Origin of the sequence: Paenibacillus sp. Soil522, from assembly GCF_001428245.1 — a bacterium.
In the GTDB taxonomy this organism is placed as follows: Bacteria; Bacillota; Bacilli; order Paenibacillales; family Paenibacillaceae; genus Pristimantibacillus.
The window spans coordinates 32,167-50,990 of record NZ_LMRV01000040.1 but is presented as its reverse complement, the minus strand read 5'-3'; the positions used below and the strand labels follow the sequence as shown (position 1 = coordinate 50,990).

16 protein-coding genes are annotated in these 18,824 nt (G+C 47.8%); 2 read left to right on the top strand and 14 right to left on the bottom strand.

What is annotated here, in order from left to right; all coding sequences use genetic code 11:
- Nucleotides 1–154: 154 nt before the first annotated feature.
- The 7 genes from ASG81_RS12585 to ASG81_RS12555 form a co-directional block, all read right to left on the bottom strand.
- Nucleotides 155–1,138 (bottom strand): LacI family DNA-binding transcriptional regulator, encoded by a 984-nt coding sequence (locus tag ASG81_RS12585; RefSeq protein WP_056634298.1) that lies wholly within the window; start codon nucleotides 1,136–1,138, stop codon nucleotides 155–157.
- Between the two features lie 36 nt (nucleotides 1,139–1,174).
- Nucleotides 1,175–2,089 carry a ribokinase gene (gene rbsK / locus ASG81_RS12580; protein WP_056634295.1) on the bottom strand — a complete coding sequence of 305 codons (915 nt, stop codon included), beginning with the start codon at nucleotides 2,087–2,089 and terminating at the stop codon, nucleotides 1,175–1,177.
- A 253-nt stretch (nucleotides 2,090–2,342) separates the two neighbouring features.
- Nucleotides 2,343–2,900, bottom strand: coding sequence for a YhcN/YlaJ family sporulation lipoprotein (locus ASG81_RS12575; protein ID WP_056634293.1), 558 nt, complete (start codon nucleotides 2,898–2,900; stop codon nucleotides 2,343–2,345).
- 181 nt (nucleotides 2,901–3,081) lie between these two features.
- Nucleotides 3,082–3,972: a transglutaminase family protein gene (locus tag ASG81_RS12570; RefSeq protein WP_056634290.1), complete on the bottom strand. Its 891-nt coding sequence runs from the start codon at nucleotides 3,970–3,972 to the stop codon at nucleotides 3,082–3,084.
- Nucleotides 3,969–4,964, bottom strand: a complete 996-nt coding sequence (locus tag ASG81_RS12565; RefSeq protein WP_056634286.1) for an alpha-E domain-containing protein — start codon at nucleotides 4,962–4,964, stop codon at nucleotides 3,969–3,971. Before ASG81_RS12565 ends, ASG81_RS12570 begins: the two co-directional genes overlap by 4 nt.
- Before the next feature lie 18 nt (nucleotides 4,965–4,982).
- Nucleotides 4,983–6,440, bottom strand: coding sequence for a circularly permuted type 2 ATP-grasp protein (locus tag ASG81_RS12560; RefSeq protein WP_056634283.1), 1,458 nt, complete (start codon nucleotides 6,438–6,440; stop codon nucleotides 4,983–4,985).
- A 622-nt stretch (nucleotides 6,441–7,062) separates the two neighbouring features.
- The gene (locus ASG81_RS12555; protein ID WP_056634280.1) at nucleotides 7,063–8,958 is read right to left on the bottom strand and encodes a PrkA family serine protein kinase; all 1,896 of its coding nucleotides are present in this window, start codon (nucleotides 8,956–8,958) and stop codon (nucleotides 7,063–7,065) included.
- A gap of 241 nt (nucleotides 8,959–9,199) precedes the next feature.
- Here ASG81_RS12555 and ASG81_RS12550 point away from each other — a divergent pair, with 241 nt between their 5' ends.
- A complete protein-coding gene (locus ASG81_RS12550) occupies nucleotides 9,200–9,925 on the top strand; it encodes a DUF2161 family putative PD-(D/E)XK-type phosphodiesterase (protein ID WP_056634278.1) in 726 nt (241 codons plus the stop codon).
- Here the strand turns inward: ASG81_RS12550 and ASG81_RS12545 are convergent.
- The 3 genes from ASG81_RS12545 to trmL form a co-directional block, all read right to left on the bottom strand.
- The gene (locus tag ASG81_RS12545; protein ID WP_056634276.1) at nucleotides 9,909–11,105 is read right to left on the bottom strand and encodes an aminotransferase-like domain-containing protein; all 1,197 of its coding nucleotides are present in this window, start codon (nucleotides 11,103–11,105) and stop codon (nucleotides 9,909–9,911) included. The two genes, ASG81_RS12550 and ASG81_RS12545, sit on opposite strands and share 17 nt — an antisense overlap.
- Before the next feature lie 435 nt (nucleotides 11,106–11,540).
- A complete protein-coding gene (locus tag ASG81_RS12540; protein ID WP_056634272.1) occupies nucleotides 11,541–11,789 on the bottom strand; it encodes an AbrB/MazE/SpoVT family DNA-binding domain-containing protein in 249 nt (82 codons plus the stop codon).
- A 177-nt stretch (nucleotides 11,790–11,966) separates the two neighbouring features.
- Nucleotides 11,967–12,431, bottom strand: coding sequence for a tRNA (uridine(34)/cytosine(34)/5-carboxymethylaminomethyluridine(34)-2'-O)-methyltransferase TrmL (trmL, locus tag ASG81_RS12535; RefSeq protein ID WP_056634268.1), 465 nt, complete (start codon nucleotides 12,429–12,431; stop codon nucleotides 11,967–11,969).
- Between the two features lie 150 nt (nucleotides 12,432–12,581).
- On the opposite strand from trmL, the gene ASG81_RS12530 reads away from it, so the two are divergent.
- Nucleotides 12,582–13,304: a response regulator transcription factor gene (locus tag ASG81_RS12530; protein ID WP_056634265.1), complete on the top strand. Its 723-nt coding sequence runs from the start codon at nucleotides 12,582–12,584 to the stop codon at nucleotides 13,302–13,304.
- Between the two features lie 129 nt (nucleotides 13,305–13,433).
- Here ASG81_RS12530 and serC read toward each other — a convergent pair whose 3' ends face one another.
- The 4 genes from serC to ASG81_RS12510 form a co-directional block, all read right to left on the bottom strand.
- Entirely contained in the window at nucleotides 13,434–14,519 is a 1,086-nt protein-coding gene (gene serC / locus ASG81_RS12525; RefSeq protein WP_056634259.1) for a 3-phosphoserine/phosphohydroxythreonine transaminase, read from the bottom strand.
- A 217-nt stretch (nucleotides 14,520–14,736) separates the two neighbouring features.
- Entirely contained in the window at nucleotides 14,737–16,161 is a 1,425-nt protein-coding gene (gene glnA, locus ASG81_RS12520; protein ID WP_056634257.1) for a type I glutamate--ammonia ligase, read from the bottom strand.
- A gap of 321 nt (nucleotides 16,162–16,482) precedes the next feature.
- Nucleotides 16,483–17,544 (bottom strand): 3-deoxy-7-phosphoheptulonate synthase, encoded by a 1,062-nt coding sequence (aroF, locus tag ASG81_RS12515; protein ID WP_056634255.1) that lies wholly within the window; start codon nucleotides 17,542–17,544, stop codon nucleotides 16,483–16,485.
- 254 nt (nucleotides 17,545–17,798) lie between these two features.
- Nucleotides 17,799–18,785, bottom strand: a complete 987-nt coding sequence (locus ASG81_RS12510) for a 4-hydroxy-3-methylbut-2-enyl diphosphate reductase (protein WP_056634251.1) — start codon at nucleotides 18,783–18,785, stop codon at nucleotides 17,799–17,801.
- Nucleotides 18,786–18,824 lie beyond the last annotated feature (39 nt).

Sequence of the window (18,824 nt, the reverse complement as noted above, 5' to 3'; positions counted from 1 at the left end):
TAAGAGCAAGATAGTGATATTGAGAAAAATACTTCCGAGTAGAATACGATAAATCGCGGGAGAACGTACGAAGAAGAGCCCGCGACCTGCTGTCCCGATAGAGGAACTGCAGTTACACAGGCCAAGCAGATTTTTAATGATACCGCACGGGATGTCAGGTCGTTGCCTTTTGCAATAGCTCCACGTCAAGCTCGTAATTTTTCCGCTCGACAGGCTCATTGTTGATTAACCGGATCAAATAGTCCGTCGCGGTTTTGCCCATCGAGTAAATCTGTTGGGATATCGTTGTAATTTCAGGGTACACCATATCCATTCGAATCCCGTCGAAGCCGATTAGCTTCACTTGCTCCGGCACCGCTGCTCCGAGCTCCATTAACGCCTTCAAGGCTCCGGCGGCCATCAGATCATTGCCTGCAAACACGCCGTCCAAATCAGGATGCTGTTTGTAAATTTCCTTCATCGCCTCATAACCGCCTGCAACGTTGAAGTTGCCATAACCAATCAGACTTGGCACAAACCACGGTAAATCTCTGCACGCACTCTCATAAGCAAGCGTCCTCTCCCTGGAGGAATGCACATGCGCGGGACCGGAAATATGAGCAATCTTGCGACAGCCGCCAGATAAAAGATGCTGTACAGCCATCTCGCCGCCATGACGGTTAGCGGCCGTAACCGAAAGGATCGGATAATCAGAAAAGGATTTGTCGATGGCTACAATCGGAATGGAACGGTCCTGCAAGGCAATGATCTGCTGGGGAAGAACCGTATAGGATGAAATAATAATACCGTCAATTTGCTTGTTAATCAGTGTTTCTATATACTTCTTTTCTTTGTCCGGATTATTGTCCGTATTGCACAGCACGAGCGTATAGCCTTGAGCCGCTGCGGCATCCTCGGCTGCGCGGGCTATTTCGGGAAAAAACGGGTTTAAAATGTCTGGCACCATTAAAGCGATGGCTGCAGTCTTTTTGCCCGCTAAGCTTCTTGCAATAGTATTAGGCTTATAATTCAGCTTTTGTATCGCAGACATGACGGCGGTCTCCGCTTCCTTGCTGACATAGCCGCTTTGATTCAGCAGGCGGGATACGGTGGCGACGGACACGCCGGCCAGCTTGCTTACATCTCTAATTGTAGTCATAAATGACATAATCCTTTCACGAATCAGCCTACCCGATTAGGGCTGAATTTCCATAAAACGCTCGACTTCAGTGCGTAATGGCATTCCGCTCTGAGCACCAAGCTTGGTTACCGACAATGCACTGGCAGAGACTGCGAACCTTACCGCCTCCTCCAGCGTCGAGCCTTCGCTCAGCCTAACGGCCAATGCGCCGTTAAAGGTATCGCCTGCGCCGGTCGTGTCGACTGCTTCTACCTTTCTCCCCGGCTGTTGTCTGATCTGACCGTCATTTGTTTTGTAAAATGCGCCCTTGCTGCCGCCGGTCATGACGATACGGTGCGGATACAGCTCAATCAGCTGCTCATACGTGCGTTCCTGCTTGTCGTCCAAGCCTAGCAATATGGCAAGCTCGTATTCGTTCGGCGTAATGATATGAATCATCTCCAGCAGCTCCTTAGGCAGCTTGACGGCGGGCGCAGGATTTAAAATAACCGAAACGCCCAGCTCATTCGCCAGCTTAATGGATGCTTCCACTGTAATAAATGGAATCTCCTGCTGCAGCAGCACAATATCCGAACCCGCAATGATTTCCTTCAAGGAAAAAACATCGTCCGGCAGCAGGCAATGGTTTGCGCCGGGTATAACAATAATTCGGTTATCGTTGTCGCATACGGTAATCGAAGCTACGCCTGTAGTTATATGAGGAACCGTTTTCACATTCTTTGTATCAATGCTTTCCTTCTCCAGAGCTTCCATAAGCTGCTTGCCGAAAGAATCCTCGCCAACGCATCCTACCATCGTCACATGTGCGCCAAGACGTGCACAAGCAACAGCTTGATTAGCTCCTTTTCCGCCAGTAAAGCTGGAGAAAACGCTACCAAATATCGTCTCGCCTTGATTTGGCATGATATCCGTTTCTGTAACCATATCTATATTCATGCTTCCGATAACCGTAATTTTCGGTTTGTTCATTTGTTGCACCTCTTTGTTCGCATTAGTTTTTCATTTCAGATATGTAATCGGTTACACATTACTTTTTTTATTTTATAGCTCGTTTTTGCGATTGTCAACCGGAAAAATGGATGCATAGAAAACAGGAATGGCAGGCCAGCATCAAAAAGGAGACGCCAGTCTGCCATTCCTTTAATCAAACGATAATATCCTAGTCGTACTTAAGCTCTATAAGGATCCGGAAGCTCCAGAGAAGCTGCCGTTCCATCTATCTTTACCGCAGCGGGGCGGTTACCGTTTCACCGATATTCCGGATAATAATAGTTACGTCATTAGCTAATGTTTTCAAGGGATGCCCATTATTCATACTAACGTTAAGCGACCTTATTTTTTGATGGATACGTCCTTCAGAGGTTACATAAATGGTATACTCCGGATATTGGCCTTTTAAGGCAGCGTACACCTGCTTTTCAATGATTGCTTTTTTACCCGTATTGTCCACATCAAGACCGATTATCGCATCATTTTTATGAATAACGACAGTAGCCTTGCTTACTCCCGGCACTTTGTCAGCGCGATTTGCAAGCTGCTTGGCGCTTCTCGAAGGATTCGCCAGGTTTCTTCTGTGATCCAGCGTATTCATCCGGTTATCGAACTTATTCATCCTATTGTCCGTAAAGTTGTCCCGGTATGTCATCATCTTCGATTCAAGGCGATTTTTTACACGGACCGCATTTTCTTTCGCCATATAGCCTTGTCCGCATGCAGTCATGGAAAGACCTAATGCAAGAACCATTAACGAAACAACGACGGGCTTCATCTGTTTATTCACACTTTACACCTCCTGTTTAATGCCGGTCTGATTCATTATTATAAGATTTGCAAATCCCGGTTAATCATACCTGGCAAAAGCAGCTAAATACTCCCAAATTGCTTAAACAAAATAAAAAGAACAGTCGGCCGCAAGCTGAAATTGCGGATTACTGTTCTTTTTATTTTTGCCTATTCATCTATTAGTCCTCAACATTTCTTACATCGACCGTTACATGCAGCACTTGCTCGCCTGTGCCTCTGTATACACCCTTTACCGGTACGATATCCTTATAATCGCGTCCATGCCCCAGCTTCACATATCTCTCGCCGACAGGGTCGACATTCGTTGGATCAAAGCTGCACCAGCCAAGCCCCGGCACAAAGGCTTCGACCCAAGCATGCGAAGCCTGCTCGAAATCCGCGCTTCCGCCCTGCAAATCTCCGACAAAGTGATAGCCGCTCACATATCTGGCTGGAATACCGATCGCCCTGCAGCTTGCGATCATCAAATGCGCAAAATCCTGGCACACGCCTCGCTTGCTTAAGAACATGTCTGATGTTTTGGTTTTAACGTCAGTCGCTTCCGGATCATAAATAAATTCGGCTCGAATTTTCGTCGATAATGCGCTCAGCCAGTCCAGTACGCTAGCTTGGCCACTTTCATAAAACTCAGAAATTTCACGGGTAAATTGCTCCACTTCGGTCGTTACGGCCGTATATTCAGTCGTCAGCAAAAATTCCGTAAAACGGTTAGCCGCTTCTTCCGTCCTCAGCCAATTCCACGCCTGCTCCGGCGGCCGCTTGCTTAAATATTGCGCGCGCTCCTCAGGTGATGGCGCCTGCTTCGTAACGACAGTCATAGATGTGCGTATCGTAAGCCGCTTATGCGGCCCGTTCACCGAGAAGGCATGCACCCGGTTGCCGAAATAATCCTCATAGCTGAATAAAGAGGCATTCGGCTCAATGGCGATCGCTTGCTGATAGCAGGACTGTCTTTCATTCGTGCTCGGAGTCAGCCTAATTTCATTGACACTGTCCGTAACCGTATCCGCGTACTCGTATTGCGTCACATGTGAAATACTCAGCTTCATGCGCTTGCCTCCCCCATGCGAAAAAAGGTTTTAGCAAAAGTGAGCCCAAGCTGCTGGCATGCGTCAAGCAAATGCGCAACGATCGTTCCGCCGCGATCGATTACCATATCCTCCCGCTCCAAGCACGCCAAATCTGCTTTTACTTTGCTAACTTGCCGAATTACACGTTCATGCGCCGTCCGCAGCTGCTTATCCTGCAGCTCGATATGCCGCATATGACCATCAAGCGTATGAAGCGCAAAATGAAGGGAACGGGGAAAAGCGCTATTGAGCACGACGAATTCAATGATTGATTCGACGGAAATGCCGTCCGCATAATATCGGCGGAACGCCTGATAGCCGCTCACGGAACGTAATACGGCCTGCAAATACGGATAAGCGCTCGCGCTGTTCCAGCCTTCGCCGCTTGCCGCATTGCCTACCGCTTTAATGATGCGCAGCGTATTCTCCGAGCGTTCCAAATATCGGCCGCACTCGATGAAATGCCATTCGTTCTCTCTCGGCATGACGGATTGGCTGACGCCTTGAAACAAAGCCGTCCATTCCTTAATCCTTCCGAAGAACAAATGCGGAGACTCGCGCAGCAGATCATCCGGCTGCTTCTCGCGAAGCCATAAATAGAACGCATTCGTCGCATCCCACATTTCGCTCGGCACCTTCTCGCGCAGCGTTCGCAGGTTGCCGCGGGCATGGCTAACGCATGAAACAAGCGAATTCGAATTATCACGATCCAGCGTCGTGTAAAAAAGCACATCCCGTTCATTATAGCTGCCGTATTGCTGTTCATAGGCTTCCCGGCTGCCTAAGGCATCGACGATTCTTGCCCACTTTGAGCTGGGCTCGGCTGCTACGCCCTCCGGCATTCCTTCCATGCTCATTGATGAATCTTCAACCTGAAGATGATAATGAACATCAATCAACCTGGCATGATTTTCAGCACGTTCCATATAGCGTCCGATCCAAAATAATGCCTCTGCATTCCGGTTCAGCATAGCATTCCCTCCTTATAATTATCGGTTAAGCACCCACGTATCCTTGACTCCGCCGCCCTGTGAAGAGTTGACTACAAGCGACCCTTCCTTCATTGCAACACGCGTTAAGCCTCCCGGAATGACATGCGTCTCCTCTCCCATTAATGCAAAAGCACGTAAATCAATATGACGAGGCGTCATGGCTCCGTCAACCATAACCGGAGCGCGGGACAGCTTCATCGTCGTCTGTGCGATATAGCGTCCTGGCTCACGCTTTATTGCTTCAGCAAATGCTTGAATCTCCTTAGAGGTAGCGCTAGGCCCTATCAGCATGCCGTAGCCGCCTGACAGCGAGGTTTCTTTCACAACGAGCTGATCCAAATGATCAAGCACGTAATCACGCTCTTCCTTCCGCGACAAAATGTACGTAGGAACGTTGTGTAAAATGGGCTCTTCTCCCAAATAGTAACGGATCATATCCGGAACATACGCGTATACCGCCTTGTCATCCGCAACTCCTGTACCCGGCGCATTCGCAATAGCTACGTTTCCCGCGCGATAAGCATTCATCAAACCCGGTACGCCCAGGACGGAATCCGGCTGGAAGGCAAGCGGATCTAGAAAATCATCATCGATGCGGCGGTAAATGACGTCGACCTGACGAAGTCCGCGCATATCGCGCAAATAAATCTTATGGTCTTTATACACGAGATCTCTGCCTTCAACGAGGTGGATGCCCATTTGCTGCGCTAAAAAGGTATGCTCGTAATACGCGGAGTTATAAGCACCTGGCGTAAGCAGAACGATAAGCGGATCACGTTTACCGTTAGGAGAGAGGGCGCGGAGCGAGCTTAAAAAGCAATTTAAGCTGCGGTCAATGCTCTGTACTGAACTCGATAAATATAAATCGTGGAACAGCTCATTCATTAATGTTCTACCCTTGAAGAGGTAAGAAAAGCCTGATGGAGACCGCAAATTATCCTCCAGCACATAATAACGGCCTTTCTCGTCACGAATTAAATCAATGCCTGATGCTGTAATATATACACCGCCAGGAACATGTAGACCAGCCATTTCCGGACGGAAATAAGTATTTGAAACGATCATCTTCCGTGGAATGATGCCGTCAGCCACAATTCGCTGCCCGTGATAAACATCATGCACGAAAGCGTTCAAAGCACGAATCCGCTGTCTTACGCCTCGATCTACCCCTTCCCATTCATGCCTCGGAATAACGCGGGGAATAAAATCGAACGGAATCGTTCGCTCGAGGGGTTCTTTTTGGGCTCCGCTGTACAGCGTGAACGTAATCCCCTCCTCCATCATTCTTTGGTTAATCGCATTTTGACGGGTTGCAAGCTCTGCCGGCTTCATTCTTCCGAATACACGATGAACGGTGTCATAGTGAGCGCGAACAGACAAGTCCTTGTCGAACATTTCATCGTAAAAGGTTTGAGAATCGTAATATTGCGTTTGCGACTGTTTGGCCGTCGACATGACAACCGCCTCCTCCATGATGGGCACTTCACCAATTTCGTACGAGTTGATTAACATTTGATCAATTATGTTATATTTATGTCAAAAAACTTAACAATTATAACGATATTGTATCTTAATGTTAGGAATATCATACTAAAATCTGAAAATTGTGTCAACTTATATAACACGAAAGCAGGAACTCTCGCCTGAGAGAATTCCTGCTTTTTCTAAGCTGCGTTTTTTCTAGGATTGATTTAATTGCTGTAAATCCTTCGTAACCTTATCGACCATCAAGCAGCTTCGACTGTATCCCTTCTCCTCACGAGCTCTCCTACTAGTGTATGCGTCTTATCCTGGGATTGCGAGGTTGAAATTGCGGCAGCCGCAATAGATTGCGCACCCTCGTCCAATTCGAACATACGAATTGCGAATCCAGATTAAACAATTTCGCCAAAGCATGCACCACTTCCTGCCCTTCAGGAAGAACTCTCTGAAGCACATTTGTCGACAACTATCACCTATTATATCGGAAAACACATAAGAATCAGTATCGTCTTACAAAATCTTTTTAAACCCCGAACCGTACAGAAAAGCCGATAGACATTTGTCTATCAGCTTTTCTCCTGCTTATGCAGTTAAATTACCGGTTCAACAGACTTCCTACATAACGCAGCAGTTCATTCGAGCATACTTTGCAGTACCCGTGCTCATCCATAAGCCGCTTCGTCACTTCATTAATTCGCTTCAATTGGCTCTCATCCGGCGTTTTGGTGGACGTCGTAATCTTGACGATATCCTTCAAATCGGCGAACAGCTTTTTCTCTACAGCCTCACGCAAACGTTCATGACTCGTAAAATCGAACTTTTTCCCTTTTCGCGAATACGACGATATGCGAATCAGTATCTCTTCGCGGAACGCTTTTTTCGCATTTTCGGAAACGCCGATTTGCTCCTCAATCGAACGCATTAAGCGCTCGTCTGGATCCATCTCCTCCCCGGTTAACGGATCTTTGATTTTGGCCCAGTTGCAATAAGATTCAATGTTATCCAGGTAGTTTTCAAACAAGGTGCGGGCAGACTCCTCATAGGAATATACAAATGCCTTCTGGATTTCCTTCTTCGCCAGCAGATCGTATTCCTTGCGCGCAACCGAGATGAAATTTAAGTATCGCTCACGTTCTTCCTTCGTGATAGAAGGATGATGATCCAGTCCTTCCTTGAGCGCACGCAGCACGTCAAGCGCATTGATGCATTGTGTATCCTGCTTAATCAGCGCACTGGAGATTCGGTTAATGACGTAGCGGGGATCAATGCCCGTCATGCCTTCCTCCAAGTATTCATTTTGCATCTCCTTCAAGTCCGCTTCCTTGAAGCCTTCTACTTCCTCGCCGTCGTACATCCGCATTTTCTTCACTAAATCCATGCCCTGCTTCTTCGTTTCCTTAAGCCTTGTCAGGATCGAGAAGATAGCAGCCGCACGCAGCGCGTGAGGGGCAATATGAATATGGCGCATGTCGCTTTGAGCGATAAGCTTCTTATAAATCTTTTCTTCATCCGTTACCCTCAAATTGTAAGGAATCGGCATGACGATCATTCTGGAATGCAGCGCCTCGTTTTTCTTGTTGCTGATAAACGATTTGTACTCCGATTCATTCGTGTGCGCAATAATGAGCTCATCGGCGCTTATTAAAGCGAAGCGGCCAGCCTTAAAGTTGCCCTCCTGGGTCAGCGAGAGCAAGTTCCACAAAAATTTCTCATCGCATTTCAGCATCTCTTGAAACTCCATCAGTCCGCGGTTCGCTTTGTTAAGCTCACCGTCAAACCGATAGGCACGCGGATCGGATTCGGAACCGTACTCTGTTATGGTTGAAAAATCAATGCTTCCCGTAAGATCCGCGATATCCTGCGATTTCGGGTCGGATGGACTGAACGTGCCGATACCGACGCGGTTATCCTCCGAAATAAACACACGCTCAACGAGTACATTTTCAATGTCGCCATTGTATTCCGTCTGCAGCCTCATTTGACACGAAGGACATAGGTTTCCTTCAATTCGGACACCAAGCTCCTTCTCAATATCAGGACGAAGCTCTTGAGGGATAAGATGCAGCGGATCCTCGTGCATCGGGCAGCCTTTAATCGCATAAACGGCTCCCCGCTCGGTTCTGGAGAAGCGCTCAAGCCCTTTTTTGAGCATCGTGACAATAGTTGACTTCCCTCCGCTAACAGGCCCCATCAATAACAATATCCGTTTGCGAACCTCAAGCCTGCGAGCCGAGGAATGGAAATACTCCTCAACCAGCTTCTCCACCGCACGATCCAAACCAAAAATTTCTTGATCAAAAAATTTATACTGCTTGTGACCTCCAACGTCTTCTACCCCGTGAGATTCAATCATTTCATAAACGCGTGAATGTGCAGTCATGGCCGGGGACGGGTCCTTCCCGAGCAATTCAATGTAATCCTTGAATGTTCCTGTCCATGCGAGCTTCTCGCTCTCAGCCTGATACTCCGATATTCGCTTGAAAATGTCCATACCGTGCCTCCTCCCATCGCTTCCGCATTCCACTAATCGTTCTACGCCCGGGATTTGTTTCTAGACGCTCTATCAAGTGGTGCCAACTTTTATTGAGGTATTACATTCCTATGCTTATTCGGGGAGATAATTGCACACTATTTTTGTCCTTCATCCATCAAAATACGACAAGCTCATAAAATCCTTTGCTATAATGGGGGCATAAGCTTCTTTAGGATCGTTTGGAGAGGAGAAAGCAAACGTGGCAGTTGCACGCGAAGAAGAGCTTTACAAACCTATAAAACAGTACTACGAGCAGCTTGGCTTTACTGTAAAAAGCGAGGTGCTTCATTGCGATTTGGTTGCGGTTCATCCAGGCAGCGCCGAAACAATAATTGTCGAAATGAAAAAAACGTTCAACCTCGCCTTGCTGCTGCAAGGGGTTGAACGTCTGCGTTTGAATAGCCAAGTCGTGCTTGCCGTTGAACGGAACCGAAAGAAAAGCGGCGCCCACAACCAGCGCTTCGGTGATTTGACTGAGCTTTGCCGGATGCTGGGCCTTGGGCTCATGACCGTTACGTTCTACAAAACAAAACCGCCGGTCATCGAGCTGCTCTGCCAGCCGGGCGACCCGCCCCAGCGCGGCGTAAGGCGCAAGAAGCAAGCACAGCTGCTCACTGAATTCAGAGAGCGCAGCGGCGACTACAACGTCGGCGGCAGTACCGGGCGCAAGCTTGTTACCGCCTACCGCGAGAAGGCGCTCCGCTGCGCCTACGCGCTTCATACATCGGGTCCGCTGGCTCCGAGTCAGGTGGCCGCCATTACAGGCTACAGGCACAGCGGCGAAACGCTGCGCAACAATTATTACGGCTGGTTCGAACGTATCGCCCGGGGAAAATACAGCCTTCGTCCGGAAGGCGCGGCTGCATTATCCGAATACGGCGATGTGATAGCCGAATGGGCGGCATCCGTCAGCTCCTCGCCGTAAATTCGCCCAGCGCCTCTACGAAGCGCTCAACGCCCTGCTTCGTACGCTCTCCTGTATTGTACGTATAGTTCAGTCTGGCGGTGTTGCGCTGTGGCTGATCGGCATAGAACGAGCTGCCCGGCACGAACGCAACCCCCTTCTGAACCGCACACCGAAGGAGCGCCTCTGCGTCGAGACCGTCAGGCAGCTCCAGCCATAGGAACATGCCGCCTTTCGGCTTCACCCACGTGACATCCCTCAGCCCCTGCCGCTTCAGAAGCTCATGCATTTCAAGCATCCGCTCACCGTATGATTTGGAAATAAGCCGTATATGATCATCCAGCTTAAAGCCTGAAAGCAGCTGGCTCAAAATTTGCTGATCGATCGCGCTCGAATGGAGGTCGGCCGCTTGCTTTGCTTTAGCCACCATACTGATTGCACTGCTATCCCCGATTGCCCATCCCGTTCGAAGTGCAGGCGCTACCGTTTTGGAGAACGTGCTTGTATAGAAGACGGTTCCCCGCTCCACTTGACCATCAAGCGCCAGCAGCGTCGGAAATTGCTCGTTATCATCGAATTTAATATCCCCATAGGGATCATCTTCTATGATTGGCATTTGATTTTCCTTGCATAGGGCCAGCAGCTTCTTCCTTCGCTCCACGCTCCAGACACGACCCGTCGGATTTCCGAACGTCGGCACCGCATAGAGCAGCTTAGGACGATGCTCGCGAATGAGCCGCTCCGCATCCTCAGGAATAATGCCATGCTCGTCGCTCTCCGCCGCTATAACCTTTAATCCATGCAGCGCAAACACCTGCAGGCTTGCCAAATAAGTGGGCTTCTCAACCAACACGGCATCTCCAGGCTCCGTAAGTACGCCAATCAGCAAATCTATCGCTTGCTGCGAGCCTGTCGTCAAAATCATTTGCTCCGGGTTAACATGCATTTGCTTAGCCGCCATTCGCTCACAAAGCTGCTCGCGCAGCGGCAAGTACCCTTCCGTTAAGCCGTATTGCAAAGCGCTTGCTCCTGCCGTAAAAACGCGGTCAGCCGCTTCACGCACCGCTTGTACCGGGAATAGTTCCTCTGCGGGAAGACCGCCGGCAAACGAGATCATATCTTTCCCTTGCGTCAGCTTCAAAATATCTCTGACCGCTGACGACTTTAACTGTGATACTCTGGATGAAAAACGATAATTCATATTGTATGCTCCTCCTTGCAAGCTTTAAAGGCTCGCTATGCTCATACTCTCTATGTTAACAATGTGTTCACAACTTTTAAAGTTTTCTTTTTAGCTGACGTTGGTTATAATAAAAGACAGTATGCTTGGAGGTGTCCCACAGATGAACTTTATTATTGTCATGACAGTGTTTGCATTGTTCATTACGGCGATGTTGACCAGCTCCTACAATGAAGACAAAACAAAAGGACTATAAGCCTGCAATGTTGAGCTTATGGCAAGCGTAGACGACTGCAGCCGAGCATTTCGGCAACTATTCGTTCCGCTGTGAAGTATAAGGCGGTATAAGTTTGAAGCTTATACTTCCTCATATTTCAAACAAATGAAGCTTCCCGCAGAGCGCATGCGCTCAAAACGGGAAGCTTCTTTTCGTTAAAATAGCAGACCAAACGATGGTTAGCTTTGCAGCTCTGCCATTTCTTCCATACACACGCCACAAACGTAGCGATCCTTGAACTCACGAACTTCAACCATAGAACCGCAAAAAACGCATTTTGGACGGTAACGCTCCAAAATAATATGGTCACCTTGGACGAAAATTTCAACGGGATCGCCCTCGTTCATCAAATAACGTTTACGTAATGATTTTGGAAGTACAATTCGGCCGAGTTGGTCCACTTTCCTTACTACACCTGCTGGTTTCATCACTTTCACCTCTTCTGTGTCTGGTTTCGCAAGTCATCTCTGAGAAACCTCTGCGTATAGTGTTTCGATGGTACTTCGGCTTTTCCTTCCTAATTTTAATAATTTCTTAATATCCTGCAATAAATCTTCATTTTCAGACAAATTAATTACAAAAAATTACAAATAGCGTAACTTTTTTTATTCAAGTCCTGGAAAATCATTTTGTCTAAGCGCTTCATACAAAATGATTGCTGCAGAATTGGACAAATTAAGTGATCGCACTGTATCTGTCATCGGCATTCGAATACAGGTTTCCAGATTCGCATCTATAAGCTCCTGCGGCAACCCTCTCGTTTCTTTGCCAAATACGAAGAAATCGCCATCCCGGTACTTGAATTGTGAATACTGCTTAGTCGCTTTTGTACTCGCATAGAAAAAACGACCTTCCGGATGGCTGGCAAGCACCTCTTCGAAGGAATCATGATACTCAATATGTACCGAATGCCAGTAATCGAGCCCCGCCCGCTTCAAGGTACGGTCATCCGTATCAAAGCCAAGCGGCCTTACTAAATGCAAATGCGTGCCGGTTGCAGCACAGGTACGCGAAATGTTGCCTGTGTTTGCCGGAATTTCCGGTTCTACCAATACGATATGAAATGGCATAGCTTTCTATCTCACCTCTCATTTTGCCTATTATACACGAAAACGCTCAATATTTTTACACCCACTTTACGTACCGTTAATCTCAAGCATAATTTCCACCTTCATAATAGGAACCATAATAGGCGGAAACACATGAAGGAGAGCTGAACGATGCGAAAAAAGATTTTGGTCGTGGATGATGAGCCATCAATTTCGATGTTGATTGAATTTAATTTAAAGCTGGCAGGCTATGATGTGCGTTGCGTTGGTGATGGTGAAGCTGTATTCGACATGCTAAAGCCTTTTCGTCCTGATTTAATTGTTCTAGACCTCATGCTGCCAAAAATGGACGGAATTCAAGTTTGCCGCGAGCTGCGCAAGCAAAGCAATGCAGTACCGATCGTAATGCTCACCGCGCTGCAAGACGTGACAGATAAAATAGCCGGACTCGACAACGGAGCCGATGACTATATGACGAAGCCCTTTAGCCCGCAAGAGCTTGTATCCCGCATTCAAGCCATCCTGCGCCGCGTTCAATCACTGCCGGGCATCGCAGACGATACCGCTTTCGACATCGGCCGTTTGAACGTCAGGGTCGAGCAGCGAGAAGTATTCATCGAAGGCAAGCCTGTTGAGCTTACGCCAAAGGAATTCGAGCTGCTGTTGTTCCTCTGCCGCCACAAAGGAAAAGTGCTCAGCCGCCAGCAGCTGCTTCATGGGGTTTGGGATTATCATTTCCTTGGCGATACCAGAATCGTCGACGTGCATATCAGCCATCTGCGTGACAAAATCGAGAAAAACGCACGCACGCCTGAATACATTATGACCGTGCGCAATGTTGGCTACAAGCTGAATGGGCCTTATGCAGCCGAGAACACAGTTGCGCAAGCATAGACGCCTTATAGCTTAAACGAATTTAGTCATGTTTTTCAACAAACGAAAACCGCCCTGCCCTTCTTTTTCAGAAGGTGAGGGCGGTTTTTTTCTACCCCAGCTATTTTTTAGAAAGGGGTAAACGGTTTATTAACCGTTCCGTTTTTGGAAATCGATCATGAACTGCGTAAGCGCCTGGCAGCTTTCCAGCGGCACAGCGTTATAGGTTGAAGCCCGCAGACCGCCTACATCGCGATGTCCCTTCAATCCTACGAAACCTTCCTTCTCCGATTCTTTAATGAACAGCTTCTCCAGCTCTTCACTGTGAATACGGAATGTGATATTCATGTTAGAACGGCTTTGAGGCTGCGCGCAGCCCAGGTAGAAACCGCTGCTTTGATCGATTGCATCATAGATAAACTTCGTTTTGTCTCGGTTGTATTGCTCAAGCTGAGCAACTCCGCCTTTGTCCTTGATCCATTGCAGCACCAGATTCACCATGTATACCGAGAAAGACGGCGGTGTGTTATAAAGCGAGCTGCTCTTCGCATGCGTTTCGTAACGGAACATGGCCGGAATCGTTTTCGGGCTTTCTTTGACAAGATCGTCACGAATGATGACAACGGTAACCCCCGATGGTCCCAGGTTTTTTTGCGCGCCGGCATAAATAACGCCGAATTTGCTTACATCAATTGGTCTGCTCAAAATATCACTCGACATATCGGCGATAAGAGGTATATCTCCTGTGTCCGGAAACTCATTGAATTGCGTTCCGCCGATCGTTTCATTCGAAGTAAGGTGAAGATAGGAAGCATGGTTTGGAACTTCAATTTCAGACATTGTCGGCATACGCATAAATTTGTCAGCTTCTGTCGAAGCGGCAATAACCGTTTCTCCGACAAGTTTCGCTTCTTTCAGCGCTTTTTCAGCCCAAGCTCCTGTCATGACGTAAGCTCCCGGTTTTCCAGGACGAAGCAGGTTTAGCGGAAGCATTGCAAATTGTGTGCTTGCACCGCCTTGCAGTAAGAGCACATGATAATTGTCTGGAATGCCGAACAGTTCGCGCAGCAAGGCTTGCGATTCATTGTTTACTTGCTCGTACAATGCGCTTCGGTGAGACATTTCCATAATGGACATGCCTGCACCCTTATAATCGACAAATTGCTCCTGCGCTTGCTTCAGTACCTCAAGTGGTATTGCGGCTGGTCCTGCATTAAAATTAAACGCTCTTGTCATCTTCGGATACCCACCTCTGTTTCGTTATATATGATATGGTTATGATAGCAATTTTGAAGGGCCGCATCAAGTGTATTCCACATTTTCAAAAAACAAAAAGTCGAACGTATGTCAAATTACTGACAACAAACATTCGGTTTTTATTCATAATTCCTTCATAATCAATAAAAAAACGGGCCCTGTAAGGACCCGTTTCGTATAAATCCTAACGATTGGATTAGCAATCGTAGTAAAGGCTGAACTCATGCGGATGAATACGGATTGCAACTGCTTTAGCTTCTTGACGTTTGATTGCTACATAGTTATCGATAAATTCTTTCGTGAACACGCCGCTTTCAGTCAAGAATTCGGAATCAGCTTCAAGAGCGTTAAGCGCTTCGTCAAGCGTTCCAGGAACGCTGCGAATTTCTTTTTTCTCTTCTTCCGGCAATTCGTAAATGTTTTTGTCGAAAGGACCGTAGCCAAGAGCAACTGGATCAAGTTTACGCTTGATGCCGTCCAAACCAGCAAGCAGCATCGCTGCAAATGCAAGGTAAGGGTTAGCCGTGTTATCCGGTGTACGGAACTCAATACGGCAACCTTTAGGCGTTACAGCTGCAATCGGAATACGGATCGCTGCAGAACGGTTACCTTTGGAGAATACAAGGTTAACTGGAGCTTCATAACCAGGCACCAAACGTTTGAACGAGTTCGTGCTCGGGTTAGTGATAGCAATCAAAGCCGGTGCGTGATAAAGCACGCCGCCGATGTAATGCATAGCCAGTTCACTCAGGTTTGCATATGCGCCTTTATCGTAGAACAAAGGAGCATCGCCGTTGAAGATAGAAGTATGAACGTGCATACCGCTACCGTTGTCACCGAACAATGGCTTCGGCATGAAAGTAGCCGTTTTGCCATATTGGCGAGCAGTGTTGTGAATGATATATTTGAATTTCATCAAGTTGTCAGCTGTTTTAGTAAGCGTATCGAAACGGAAGTTAATTTCTGCTTGTCCAGCTGTTGCAACTTCATGGTGGTGACGTTCAACGCGAAGGCCCGATTCTTGCAAGAGGCGAACCATTTCACTGCGGATGTCTTGTTGGGAGTCAACCGGAGCTACTGGAACGTATCCGCCTTTAACCGGAACTTTAGAACCAAGGTTTCCGCCTTCTTCTTTACGGTTCGTGTTCCAGCCAGCTTCCTCGGATTCAACCACGTAAGAAGAAGCGTTCATTGAGCTTTCATAGCGAACTTCGTCGAAAATGAAGAACTCAGGCTCAGGCGCGAAAAATGCTGTCGTACCGATGCCAGTTGTTTGAAGATATTCTTCAGCCTTTTGAGCGATGCTGCGCGGATCGCGGTCATAGCGTTCGCCTTCAGGAGTATGGATATTACACATAATGTTCAGTGTAGGGTGATCAGTGAAAGGGTCGATAAATACAGACTCTGTGTCTGGGATCATAACCATATCGGAATTCTCGATACCACGGAAACCGTGGATGGAAGAACCGTCAAACGCTACCCCATTTACAAAAGTATCAGAGTCAACCTCAGCTGCAGGCAGAGTGATGTGGTGTGCATGACCAAGAAGGTCCACGAAGCGGAAATCGACAAACTGAATGCTGTTTTCTTTAATATTGTCCAAAACATTTTGAACTGACATTAATAATTTCCTCCATTTCCGAACATTAGCGTAGTGTTGAACAGGTATTGTTCAATTATTGCTCCAAATCCATGACGTTATTATAAAACTAGCCCTTAAGCCCCGTCAATAGCTATGTAAGGTATTTTTTGAGTTATGTGAGCTATACTTACAAGTTTGTACAGTTGTTCACAATTACTCCTAAATAGGCAATGAAATGCCCCGCAGCCTTTGAATAATATAGTATCTTCAGTTTTAATCAAATATATAACTGTAAAAAATCAGCAAGCATAAAAAGAGCTTTGCCATCGCAGGATGACAAAGCCTTTTTCGTTAGCTGGATTAGATTTTCCATTTCTTAAAGGCCTCTGCAGGCGCTTTAGGCGTATCGAATTGTTTGCCGACGATCGGAGCAAGCTGCTCCAGATCCTTCAGAAGATTAGCGAATTGATCCGGGAATAGCGATTGTACCCCGTCACCAGTCATCGAGTTGTCCGGGTCGGTATGCATTTCTACGATTAGCCCGTTCGCTCCCGCAGCTACAGATGCTTTGGACATTGGCTCTACCAGTTCGCGGCGGCCTGTGCCGTGGCTCGGATCAGAAATAACCGGCAGATGGCTAAGCGATTGAAGCACCGGAATAGCTGACAAATCGAGCGTGTTGCGCGTGTAAGTCTCGAACGTTCGGATTCCGCGCTCGCAAAGCATAACATTCGGATTGCCGCCTGCCAAAATGTATTCAGCAGCATTCAAAAACTCATCATAGGTTGAGCTGAATCCGCGCTTCAGCAGCACTGGCGTTTGAATCGTGCCCAGCTTGCGGAGCAAGTCAAAGTTCTGCATGTTGCGAGTACCGACTTGAAGGATGTCGGCATATCCCGCGCAAACGTCCACATACTCCGGCGTCATAACCTCCGTAATCGTCAGAAGCCCATGCTTCTTGCCTGCTTCCGCCATCATGACGAGACCTTCCACACCTACTCCTTGGAAGCTGTAAGGCCCTGTACGCGGCTTGAACGCGCCGCCGCGAAGCACATGGCCGCCGGCCGCTTTAACTAGACGGGCGATCTCATCGATTTGCTCCGGAGTCTCAACGGCACATGGGCCACCCATAATAACAAGGTTGCTTCCGCCAATTTTCACACCCTTGATATCGATAACCGTGTCGTCGGGATGGAAGTCGCGGCTTGCAAGCTTGTAGGATTTCGAAATTTTGATAACATTTTCTACACCCTTCATCTGGCGCAAATGCTCAGCAAGCGTTGGCGCGGCATGTCCGATGATTCCAATAACGGTACGGTCGGTTCCTCTTGACACATGCGCCTGCACGTCGGCTCTTTCAATATGGGAAACGATTTCTGTAATGCGTTCTTCTGAAATGTTTGAATGAGTAATAACGATCATGGGGATCACTCCTTAAAAGTTTTGTAAAATGAAGCTTACTCTGTAAGTATTCATTTGATTGTATTCGCACTTCAACGCTTATACGCTTTATAGCTTTTATGCTTCGTAGCTTCTACGCTTTTAATCACTAAAGTAAATATACAAGAGAAGACCGTTCCCGTCAACCCATCTCTTAAAAAAAATGAGGGAAAACGTATTCCTCGTTCGTGTTCCTCACGGATAATACGTTTCACCTCACTTTTGGGGTAAGCGATTTATTCAGGCTTCTCTGCTGTTGCCGTTGCTGAATCCGTATTGGTTGACTTAATCCGGACGTTAGGAAGCAGCTTATTCATATTTACGGTACGGCGGATTTCCCATGTATCAGGGTTGTTATGGTCATATTGCTCCAAATACGTAATGACCTCTTTAGTCAGCGGCGTCGGGGTAGAAGCGCCGGACGTAACGGCAACACGGTCAACCCCTTTGAGCCACTCCTGCTCGATCTCGGACACATCGGATACCCGGTAGGCTTTGACGCCGGCAATTTCCTCGGACACCTGGGCAAGGCGGTTAGAGTTGTTGCTTCTTGGATCTCCGACGACGATGCACAGCTGCGCTTCGCCAGCCTGCTCCGCAACCGCTTCTTGCCGAACCTGCGTGGCCATGCAGATCTCGTTATGAACCTCCGCCGCAGGATAGCGTTCAAGAAGACGGCTAATGATATGGCGAATATCCCATTGCGACATCGTCGTTTGGTTCGTTATAATGATGCGCCCTTCCGGAATGCTCAGTGAAGTGATCTCCTCTTCACGCTCGATAAGATGGACCTGCTCCGGCGCAACTCCGATCGCGCCCTCCGGCTCGGGATGGCCCTTCTTGCCAATATAAATAATATGGTAGCCATCCGCCGACTTCGCGCGGATTAAATCATGTGTTCTCGTAACGTCCGGACAAGTCGCATCAACGACTGACAGTCCTTTATCACGGGCGCGCTGGCGAACCTCCGGCGATACGCCGTGCGCAGTGAAAATGACAGTACCGCTATCAATTTGATCCAAAATATCGAGACGGTTTGCGCCATCAAGCGTAATAACGCCTTCCTGCTCGAATGCTTCCGTTACATGCGCATTATGGACGATCATGCCTAATATATAGATGGGCCGCGGCAACTCCAAATTTTTGGCTGTTTGCAAAGCAAGCACCATTGCATCAACGACGCCGTAGCAATAGCCGCGCGGTGATATTCTAACGATTTCCATTTATTGCACCTGCTTTCTGACCGGGTATGCGTATAAATT